The organism is Nonomuraea sp. NPDC049784 (assembly GCF_040659615.1).
GTDB lineage: Bacteria > Actinomycetota > Actinomycetes > Streptosporangiales > Streptosporangiaceae > Nonomuraea.
In genome coordinates this window covers 18,739-27,350 of record NZ_JBFAMX010000096.1, presented here as the reverse complement: position 1 = coordinate 27,350, position 8,612 = coordinate 18,739, and the positions used below count along the sequence as shown (strand labels likewise).

The 8,612-nt window shown below is 68.2% G+C and carries 15 protein-coding genes; 9 read left to right on the top strand and 6 right to left on the bottom strand.

The window, feature by feature from the left end:
* The first annotated feature begins 91 nt into the window (after positions 1–91).
* Together AB0J09_RS21380 and AB0J09_RS21375 are read left to right on the top strand one after the other, a co-directional pair.
* Positions 92–430 carry a hypothetical protein gene (locus AB0J09_RS21380; protein ID WP_360693540.1) on the top strand — a complete coding sequence of 113 codons (339 nt, stop codon included), beginning with the start codon at positions 92–94 and terminating at the stop codon, positions 428–430.
* 138 nt (positions 431–568) lie between these two features.
* Positions 569–1,528: an alpha/beta hydrolase gene (locus AB0J09_RS21375; RefSeq protein WP_360693537.1), complete on the top strand. Its 960-nt coding sequence runs from the start codon at positions 569–571 to the stop codon at positions 1,526–1,528.
* On the opposite strand, the gene AB0J09_RS21370 is transcribed toward AB0J09_RS21375, so the two are convergent.
* Positions 1,515–1,940: a tetratricopeptide repeat protein gene (locus AB0J09_RS21370; protein ID WP_360693534.1), complete on the bottom strand. Its 426-nt coding sequence runs from the start codon at positions 1,938–1,940 to the stop codon at positions 1,515–1,517. The genes AB0J09_RS21375 and AB0J09_RS21370 overlap by 14 nt on opposite strands.
* A 302-nt stretch (positions 1,941–2,242) precedes the next feature.
* Positions 2,243–2,638: a tyrosine-type recombinase/integrase gene (locus AB0J09_RS21365; RefSeq protein ID WP_360693531.1), complete on the bottom strand. Its 396-nt coding sequence runs from the start codon at positions 2,636–2,638 to the stop codon at positions 2,243–2,245.
* Between AB0J09_RS21365 and AB0J09_RS21360 the strand changes: the two genes are divergently transcribed.
* The 3 genes from AB0J09_RS21360 to AB0J09_RS21350 all read left to right on the top strand — a co-directional run bounded on the left by AB0J09_RS21360 (position 2,625) and on the right by AB0J09_RS21350 (position 4,318).
* Positions 2,625–2,831 carry a hypothetical protein gene (locus tag AB0J09_RS21360; RefSeq protein WP_360693528.1) on the top strand — a complete coding sequence of 69 codons (207 nt, stop codon included), beginning with the start codon at positions 2,625–2,627 and terminating at the stop codon, positions 2,829–2,831. The genes AB0J09_RS21365 and AB0J09_RS21360 overlap by 14 nt on opposite strands.
* Before the next feature lie 211 nt (positions 2,832–3,042).
* Positions 3,043–3,882: an alpha/beta hydrolase gene (locus tag AB0J09_RS21355; RefSeq protein WP_360693525.1), complete on the top strand. Its 840-nt coding sequence runs from the start codon at positions 3,043–3,045 to the stop codon at positions 3,880–3,882.
* 25 nt (positions 3,883–3,907) lie between these two features.
* Complete coding sequence (locus tag AB0J09_RS21350; RefSeq protein ID WP_360693548.1) at positions 3,908–4,318, top strand: Tn3 family transposase; 411 nt, start codon at positions 3,908–3,910, stop codon at positions 4,316–4,318.
* Positions 4,319–4,439: 121 nt separating this feature from the next.
* On the opposite strand, the gene AB0J09_RS21345 is transcribed toward AB0J09_RS21350, so the two are convergent.
* Complete coding sequence (locus AB0J09_RS21345) at positions 4,440–4,640, bottom strand: hypothetical protein (RefSeq protein ID WP_360693522.1); 201 nt, start codon at positions 4,638–4,640, stop codon at positions 4,440–4,442.
* 11 nt (positions 4,641–4,651) lie between these two features.
* Here AB0J09_RS21345 and AB0J09_RS21340 point away from each other — a divergent pair, with 11 nt between their 5' ends.
* Entirely contained in the window at positions 4,652–4,840 is a 189-nt protein-coding gene (locus AB0J09_RS21340; protein ID WP_360693519.1) for a hypothetical protein, read from the top strand.
* A gap of 21 nt (positions 4,841–4,861) precedes the next feature.
* On the opposite strand, the gene AB0J09_RS21335 is transcribed toward AB0J09_RS21340, so the two are convergent.
* Positions 4,862–5,299, bottom strand: a complete 438-nt coding sequence (locus AB0J09_RS21335; RefSeq protein WP_360693546.1) for a recombinase family protein — start codon at positions 5,297–5,299, stop codon at positions 4,862–4,864.
* A 32-nt stretch (positions 5,300–5,331) separates the two neighbouring features.
* A complete protein-coding gene (locus tag AB0J09_RS21330) occupies positions 5,332–5,793 on the bottom strand; it encodes a tyrosine-type recombinase/integrase (protein ID WP_360693518.1) in 462 nt (153 codons plus the stop codon).
* 206 nt (positions 5,794–5,999) lie between these two features.
* Here AB0J09_RS21330 and AB0J09_RS21325 point away from each other — a divergent pair, with 206 nt between their 5' ends.
* On the top strand, positions 6,000–6,209 hold the full coding sequence (locus AB0J09_RS21325; protein ID WP_360693515.1) for a hypothetical protein: 210 nt from the start codon (positions 6,000–6,002) through the stop codon (positions 6,207–6,209).
* Positions 6,210–6,366: 157 nt separating this feature from the next.
* On the opposite strand, the gene AB0J09_RS21320 is transcribed toward AB0J09_RS21325, so the two are convergent.
* A complete protein-coding gene (locus AB0J09_RS21320; RefSeq protein WP_360693512.1) occupies positions 6,367–7,224 on the bottom strand; it encodes an alpha/beta hydrolase in 858 nt (285 codons plus the stop codon).
* An 81-nt stretch (positions 7,225–7,305) separates the two neighbouring features.
* Here AB0J09_RS21320 and AB0J09_RS21315 point away from each other — a divergent pair, with 81 nt between their 5' ends.
* Both AB0J09_RS21315 and AB0J09_RS21310 read left to right on the top strand, forming a co-directional pair.
* Positions 7,306–7,896 carry a TetR/AcrR family transcriptional regulator gene (locus tag AB0J09_RS21315; protein ID WP_360693509.1) on the top strand — a complete coding sequence of 197 codons (591 nt, stop codon included), beginning with the start codon at positions 7,306–7,308 and terminating at the stop codon, positions 7,894–7,896.
* A gap of 37 nt (positions 7,897–7,933) precedes the next feature.
* Positions 7,934–8,455 (top strand): MMPL family transporter, encoded by a 522-nt coding sequence (locus AB0J09_RS21310; RefSeq protein ID WP_360693506.1) that lies wholly within the window; start codon positions 7,934–7,936, stop codon positions 8,453–8,455.
* Positions 8,456–8,612 lie beyond the last annotated feature (157 nt).

Below are 8,612 nucleotides of genomic sequence, written 5' to 3'. Positions count from 1 at the left end.
CGATCGTCGCCTCGGCAGAGGATCCGGGCACCAGGCGGACGCTGTCGCCCGGCTGGGCTGAGGAGAGCGCGCGGGGGTCGGCGGGGCGCGCGTGGTGATAAAGGACGCGGCGCTGCACCTCGTCCAGGAGGATCTGCCGGCCGGCCAGGTTGACCAGGACCTGGCTGGTGAGCAGGAGGCCGAACTCCAGTCGGTGGGCGGCGGGTCTCCGGAGGCGCCTCGCGTCATGGTGATCTCCGACCAGGTGGTGCTGATCTTCTCGCCGCGCAGGAGGTTGGGCGGCGCCACCACGGGGACGCCGTGCTGCTGCAGCTCATTGATCACTCCCGACCAGCCGGCCGCGTCCGCGAACGCTCCGTGGACGAGGACGACGGTCGGGATGTTGCTGTGTGTCATGCGAATGCTCCTCAAGGACAGGTGTTCCTGGTGACGATTCAACAGACCCCATGGAGCCGGTACGAGAAAGAAACGTACTTCTGCCTGCGGTTCTGCCTCGTCCTGCCCGGGAGTCACTTGATTAGATGTGGGTGAACGGAGCTCACCTTCGATACGCCATTCGTCACTTGGAGTGATCATGAATAAGCCTGTCCTGGAACCCGCCGCGCAAGCCTTCGCCGAGGCGACCGCCCAGCCGCCGTACCTCTTCCAGATCCCTCCGAGTGAGGGACGCAAGGCCGTGGACGAGGTGCAGTCCGGCCCGGTCGCCAAGCCGGACGTGGACGAGGAGTGGGTGACGGTGCCCGGCGGCCCCACCGGCCAGGTCAAGGCCCGTATCATCAGGCCCGCGGGCAGCACGGGCGCCCTCCCGGTGATCCTTTACATCCACGGCGCCGGCTGGGTGTTCGGCAACGCCCACACCCACGACCGGCTGGTCCGCGAGCTCGCGGTGGGCGCCGGCGCCGCCGTCGTCTTCCCCGAGTACGACCTGTCGCCCGAGCACCGCTACCCCGTGGCGATCGAGCAGAACTGGACCGTCGCCCGCTGGGTCGTCGAGCAGGGCGCGTCCAAGGGCCTAGACGCCGGCCGGATCGCCGTGGCCGGTGACTCGGTCGGCGGCAACATGAGCGCCGCCCTGACCCTGATGGCCAAGCAGCGCGGCGGGCTGGACCTGCGCCAGCAGGTGCTGTTCTACCCGGTCACCGACGCGTCCTTCGACACCGGCTCCTACCACCAGTTCGCCGAAGGGTATTTCCTGCGCCGCGACGGCATGCAGTGGTTCTGGGACCAGTACACCACCGACGAGGCCCAGCGGGCCGAGATCACCGCCTCCCCGCTCCGCGCCACCACCGAGGACCTGACCGGGCTGCCGCCCGCGCTGGTCATCACCGGCGAGGCCGACGTGCTGCGCGACGAGGGCGAGGCGTACGCGAACAAGCTGCGCGCGGCGGGGGTGCCGGTGACGGCCGTACGGTATCAGGGGATCATCCACGACTTCGTCATGCTCAACGCGCTGCGCGAGACGCAGGCGGCCGCCTCGGCGATCGAGCTGGCCGTCGGCACGCTCCGCCGTGCGCTCACCGCTGGCTGAGCCCCTCGCTGTGATCGGCGAGGCGGTCGAGCTCGGCGAGCACCTCGGCCGCCCGCTTGGTGCCGCCGGCCGTCTCGTGCAGCTCGAGGGCCTCGCCGAACGCCTCGCGGGCCTCCTCGGCCCGTCCGAGCCGGACCAGCGCGTGGCCGTAATGGGTCAGCGCCAGTGCCACTGCCCGGCCGATCGGGCGGGCGCGCAGTTCCGGCAGCGCCTGACGGTAGTGGTCGGCGGCCTCCTGCCAGCGTTCCAGATCGAGGTAGGACTCGCCCGCCACGTCGAGCGTCACGCCGATCATGTGGTTGACGATGGCGGGCGAGCCGCCGAACGAAGGAGCGCGCAGCCGGTCCACCACCGCCAGGCAGTGCCGCAGCGACTCCTCGGCCCTCCGCTCGGGTTCATGCGGGCTGCCCACCGGAATGAGCATCTCGAATGCGAGGAACGCCTCATCTGAGGAAGGCCCTGGCCCACCAGCGAGTTGAGGATCTGGCGCCGCCTCACTCCACTGATCATTCTGCTAGGAGTTGTAAGGGCCAGGCCGCCACTTGGGGCGTTCCAAGGCGTTCGACAACGACATGATCATCTACACTCAGATAGGGGGTCCCGTAGCGAACGGCGGAAATCCAACGGATTGCGGCCTGACCTGCTGTTTCTCGCGTTCCACGGTTTTCGTTGATCATCTCTGCTACGGGGAGACCCGGAGAAACACGTGAAGCGCTAGTCGAAGACGCGGTCGACGACGGCGGCTTGCTCGGCCGTGCCAGCGCGGAAATACCGAGCCGAGGTGTCGAGGGAGGCGTGGCCGAGGAGGGCCTGGACCTGAGCGACGTCGGCACCGCCTTCGCGGAGCCGGGTGGCGTAGGTATGGCGGAGCCGATGGGGGCGCAGGCCGGGGAGCTTGGCGTCGGCGCCGACGGCCAGTACGACCTGGACGATCCCAGAGATGGTCAGGGCTCCGCGCTGGCCGGTCCACAGCGGGCCGGGCTGGCGGCCACGGATGTCGAGCCATGCAGTAATGCGGGCCCGTGCGGTCGGTGGGATCGGGACTGTGCGGACTTGATCGCCCTTGCCGTGCAGGCGGATGGTGCCAGTGCGGGCGGTGATCGCGTTCACCGACTGGGTCGACGCCCTCGCGGGAGCGCTGCGCACCGGCGGTCTCTCACCTCAGGAAGCGGCAGACCGCGCGCTGGACGCAGTCGCGGCAATACAGGGCGGGCTGATCTTGGCCCGTGCATACGACGACGACGCGACGTTCCTCGGAATCGTCGCCCGCACCGAGCAGCACCTGCTCGGTCCCACTCGCTGAGCGGACACTCCAAACCGGCGTCAGTCTGGCGACCGGTCCGGTCCGCCCCACTTCACAGCGCCCGCATGCGGCCTCTACCTCCGACCGGCCGGCGCCCCCGGCCGGCACACCTCGCTGCGGCCGTCCTACCGGCGCAGCTCACCGTCGCGGCGAAGCTGTCGAGACGCCATGCGTGCCGCCGAACCCCGGCGGCACAGACAAGGAGTAAGACATGCCGTTCGTCACCACGCAAGATGGCACCGAGATCTTCTACAAGGACTGGGGCCCGCGCGATGCCCAGCCCATCATGTTCCACCACGGTTGGCCGCTGTCCTCGGATGACTGGGACGCGCAGATGCTGTACTTCCTCACCAACGGCTACCGCGTGATCGCCAGCGACCGTCGCGGACACGGGCGTTCCTCCGACATCGGCTCCGGTCACGACATGGACCACTACGCCAGCGACGTCGACGCCGTCGTGCAGCACCTGGATCTGCGCAACGTTGTGCACGTCGGACACTCCACCGGCGGCGGACAGGTCGCGCGGTACGTGGCCAAGTTCGGCCAGCCCCAGGGCTGCGTCGCGAAGGCGGTACTCGTCGCGGCGGTGCCCCCGCTGATGGTGCAGACCGCCGAGCACCCCGACGGTGTTCCCGTCTCGGTCTTCGACGGCTTCCGCGACGCTCTCTCGGCCAACCGGGCGGAGTTCTTCCACGCGGTGGCCTCCGGCCCCTTCTACGGGTTCAACCGTGACGGCGTCCCGCTTTCGCAGCAGGTCGTGGACAACTGGTGGCGCCAGGGGATGACCGGAAGCGCCCTTGCCCACTACGAGGGCATCAAGGCGTTCTCGGAAACCGACCAGACCGCAGACCTCAAGGCCATCACCGTGCCGGTGCTCGTCCTACAGGGCGACGACGACCAGGTCGTCCCGTACCAGGAAGCCGCCCTCAAGCAGGCGGAGCTCCTGCAGGATGCGACCTTGAAGATCTACGAGGGGCTGTCGCACGGAATGCTCACCGTGAATGCCAGCCACATCAACCCTGACATCCTCGCGTTCGTCCAGCAGCCCTGACTGTACTTGAGCCGAGACGTCCACGATTATCACCCGCCAAGCACGCCGGGCGGCCCGTACCACGTTCGTCGCCCGCTACTTATACGACCGCGACCTGCAGCGAGAGATCGAGGAAGGGCTGAACGTGGTGGAGGCGTGGAACCGCGCCAACTCGGTGATCTGCGGCCGCGGCGGCGAAATCTCCACTAACCGGCGTGATGAGGTGGAGATGACGGCCCTGTGTCTTCGGATCTTGCAAGCCTCGCTCGTCATGGTGAATGTCCTGATGCTTCAAGACGTCCTCGCCGAACCCGAGTGGGCCGCGCTGCTCACGCCGGTCGACCGGCGTGGCCTGACCCCGCTGTTCTGGCTGCACGTCCGTCCGTACGGCGAGGTACGCCTCGACCTGAATGCCCGGCTGAGCATCGGCGCTCTCGGTTCACTCGGCGGCTCATGATCGGTGTGCCAGGGCACCTGGGCTCGTCTGAGGTGTCGAGAGTGTCAGGTTTTCGCTGCCGAGGACGGCCTGTACGGCCCGGACATGGCCCGCTGGACGGTCACCTTCCTGCAGACGCTGCTCACGTGCAGGCCCACACCTTCCACCGCGTGACCATCCCCGACCTGGACGAGATCAGCCCCGAGCAGATCGGCGGCTTCATCCAGCTCGCGAGGCTCCTGGACGGTGAGGAAATCCGCACCACCTGGTCGGAGATCACCATGACCCGCGGCGCCGCTGGCAATCCGCCACCCGCCGACCCGGAGTTCAGCCTCCTGCTCACCAGCCAGATCCTTGGTGAACCTCGCCGGGCAGGAGGTCCTCCTGGACGACGTCCAACGCCGCGTCCTCTACCACCACGCGCGCCCGGCCGACCCGAACGAGCTTGCCTCAGCTCGGCCGGGCGACTCCATCCGTCTCGTGCCCGGATCCTCTGCCGAGGCGACGATCGCCGTGGTGCCCATCAGCCCTCAGCCCGGATGATCGCCGCCCGGTATAGGGCCATCAGCTCCCGGGCTGGGCCCCGCCGTCGTCGGCCAAGACACGGTAGACGCTGGCCACCGAGGGATGCCGCCCCATGTTCTTACCGGTGGGGATGACCAGCTTGCGGGCGATCTCGGGCACCGCTACGCCCCGCTCGCGCAGCGACCGCGCATAGGCGGTCATGTCGTCGTCGAACAGCTTCGGGCGGCCGCCGTGCCGCCCACGTTTACGGGCAGCGGCCTGGCCTTCGAGGGACTTCTCCCGGATGTACTCCCGCTCCGGCTCGGCGATCCCGGCGAAGAAGGCGAACAACGCCGCCCTGTGCCCGGACGGGTTGTAGATGCCCTGCAGCGGGCCGCTCAGCAGCTCCAGCTCAATGTCGTGGTGGCGTAGCTTCTCGGCGATGGCGAGCAGTTCGGGTCCAGAACGAGATACGGGTGAAACCGGCCATGAGTCGATCTTGACGCCCGTTTCCGCAGGCAGGCATGCGGTCAGCGGTCAACCGTGATCAGTTTGAGGGCGTCTTCCTTGTCCTTGTCGGACGGCAAGCTGTACCGCCGGGTGGTCTCCAGGCGGGCGTGGCCAAGGATCTCGGCGACCAAGACCAGGTCGGCCTTGCCGCGAACCAGCGTGGTGGCCAGCGTGTGGCGCAGGACGTGCGCCGTGGTCGCATCATCCAGCCCGGCTGTGCGGGCGATCTCGGCGATGATGCCGCCGGCGGCGCGGGCGCTCAGCCGCCCGCCCTTGGCGTTGAGAAATAGCGCTCGGTTGTCGGCGGCGTGGGGCCAGTTGGGGCGTTCATCCAGCCAGAGTTGTAGCTCGGTGCGGAGCTTAGGGTGCATATCGACCTCGCGGAACTTGTCGCCCTTGCCGTACAGGCGCAGCCCGCCCTTGCGCGCCGACATCTGGATGTCGTCGACGTTGAGGCGGACGACCTCGCTGATGCGGGTCACCGGCCTGCTCGCGTTGCTCGGTATCGACCAATCACATTCTCGGCCGCACGTGTCCAACGACAACCCTTATTCGGAAGCGCAATTTAAGACCCTCAAGTACTGCCCGGCATTTCCCGGACGGTTCGGGTCCATCGAGGACGCCAACGTTTTCTGCGGCCAGGTCTTCCGCTAGTCACGACCATGAGCACCGCCATTCCGGGATCGCGATGCACACGCCCGCCTCGGTGCATGACGGCACCGCCGTGCACATCCAGACCCGCCGGATCGCCACCCTCCACGCGGCCTTCCAGGCGCACCCGGAACGGTTCCGCGGCCGGCGACCCTACCCACCGGCGCTGCCGACCAAGGTGTGGATCAACCAGCCACCCGCGGCCTCCGAGACCGACACCTCACCACAAAGCACGCAAGTAGCCTGATGTCTCACCGGGTTTGACAGGTTCCGGGGCGAAGGGCGCCAGCTGCCTATTCAGCTTGGTCACATGCCCCTGAGTGAACGTCATTGACGCCCAGGAGTTCCTCCTGCTTGTGCTGCTGCACTCCCCTCCGGCACGCTGACGACACCCCTGGGTGCGGTCACCCGGCGTGCCGGGCCGGTTCGGCTCCGGTCTCGGCCAGGAAGCCAGTGAGTGCTTCGGCGAGTCGTTCGGGCTGGTCCTCGGGGATGAGGGTGGCGGAGTCGGCGATCTCGACCAACCTGCCCTGGGGGTAGAGCCCGGCCAGCCGCGGGCCGTGCTCGCGTGGCATCATCCTGTCCTGGGCCGCCCAGACCACCAGCACGGGGCGGTCGAAGTCGCGTAGCCGCTCGCTCCAGGCCAGCAGGGTCTCGCGGTCGGGCGCCGAGGTGGCGAACTTGGCGAAGTCCCTGCGAATGGCCCTGCTTCGGGTCGCGGGAGCGAACCAGTCGTCCAGGACCTCGTCCGGGATGCCGCGCAGGCTCATCCCGCCGTACCCGTTGCGGTTGCGGCGGAACGCGGGGACACGCATGAGCCAGGTCAGGAGCCGTACGCCGCCTGGCACCCCGCACACCGCGGTCAGCGCCCTGGCCGGTCCCGGGGGAAAGTTGTCGAACGCCTCGCAGGCCACCAGCACCAGGCGTGCGATCCGCTGGGCGCGCCCTTCCGACACCAGGAACTGGCCGCCGCCCCAATCGTTGAGCACCAGGGTCACGTCGTCCACGGCGAGCCGTTCGATGAACTCGCCCAGGAGCAACGCCACACCGCGCTGCGACAGGTCGGCGTCCGGTTTCATCGGCCGGCGATGCCCGCCGAGGGGCAGCGTGGGCAGAACGCAGCGGTACCCCTTCAGCAGCGGCACCACCTTGCGCCACTGGCTCTCGTTCATGGGCAGGCCATGGCCGAACACCAGGACCGGGCCCTGGCCGCCGGTGTCCTGGTAGTCGATCGATCCGGATGACAGCTCGATGCTGGGCATCACACCTCCATTTGATAGATCGTTCTAATGTAATCTAGGGGACGCCGATCGATCACGCCATGACCTCAAGGGGCGCCGGGTATGGGACAGCCAGACACGCGGAGCAGGATCCAGAACGCGGCCACGATGTTGTTCCGCCGCAACGGCTACCCCGGCACCGGCCTGAAGCGGATCGCGACGGAGGCCGACGCGCCCTTCGGCTCGATCTACCACTTCTTCCCCGGCGGCAAGCAGCAACTGGCCGAGGAGGCGATCCGCACGTCAGGGGCCGAGTACGGGCGCCTGGTGCTGGCGGTGCTGGACAGCGTGCCCGACCCGCTGGAGTCGATCATGCATGCCTTCGAGGCGGCCGCCGACGACCTGGTCGCGGCCGACTACGCCGACGCTTGCCCGATCGCGACGGTGGCGTTGGAGGTGGCCGGCAGCAATGAGGTGCTGCGGGTCGCGACGGCAGAGGTGTTCGAGGAGTGGGTCGGCGCCGGCGCGCGGTGGTTCGGCCGGTGGGTGGCCGACGAGCAGGCGGCGCGGTCGCTGGCGTACTCGATGATCATGATGCTCGAAGGGGCGTTCTTGCTCTGCCGATCCGCCCGCGATCCGGAGCCGCTCCGCATCGCCGGCAGATCGATGGCCGGGTTGCTACGTACGGCTCTCGAGCAGGCGGAAAGGGTCTGATCTCAGGGTCCGCCATGCCGCATGGCGTCAGGAGTCCGTGCGGGGCTGGGCGCCACATGGTGAGCCCAAGCGCGACGCTCCACAAGGGCATCACGACGGAGGCGAGCAGCCCGTACAGCAGGACGCCGGGGAACACGTCTGGCTGGACCAGCGTTTCCGGCTCCTCCCGCACTCGCCCCAGCGATGGAGCGGCTTCGGCCAGGCGCACGTACCGAACCGGTCGCTGACTGGAGACCTCATCTGCGCCATGCCGATCACGACCTGGGTCCCGATGATGATGTTCCCGGTCCTGTTCGGCCTGTCGATGGACTACCAGGTCTTCCTGATCTCACGGATCCGCGAGGAGTACGAGCGAACCGGCGACACCCGCACGGCCGTTGCCCGAGGGCTGGCGCGGACCGCCAAGGTCATCACGGCCGCAGCCGCCATCATGATCGCCGTCTTCACCACCTCGCTGCTCGGTCCTGACATCGCGGTCAAACAGGGCGGCCTGGGCATGGCCGTCGCCGTGCTCATCGACGCCACCATCGTCAGGATGATCCTCGTCCCCGCAGTGTGATGGAACTGTGCGGCAAGGCCAACTGGTGGATGCCCACACGCCGGGCATCAAAGCCGACCCCAGTCGCACAGGCCAAGCTCGAAGAACAGGCCAGGGTCTGACCCTCACCAAGCCCTAGCGATCGCCGGCGACTCGACGCCGCAAGCTGAGGCCTGGA

Excerpts from the sequence above, each read along its gene's own strand:
- AB0J09_RS21315 (WP_360693509.1), top strand. The coding sequence starts at position 7,306 with ATGGGACAGCCAGACACGCGGAGCAGGATCCAGAACGCGGCCACGATG.
- AB0J09_RS21320 (WP_360693512.1), bottom strand. The coding sequence starts at position 7,224 with ATGCCCAGCATCGAGCTGTCATCCGGATCGATCGACTACCAGGACACC.
- AB0J09_RS21325 (WP_360693515.1), top strand. The coding sequence starts at position 6,000 with ATGCACACGCCCGCCTCGGTGCATGACGGCACCGCCGTGCACATCCAG.
- AB0J09_RS21355 (WP_360693525.1), top strand. The coding sequence starts at position 3,043 with ATGCCGTTCGTCACCACGCAAGATGGCACCGAGATCTTCTACAAGGAC.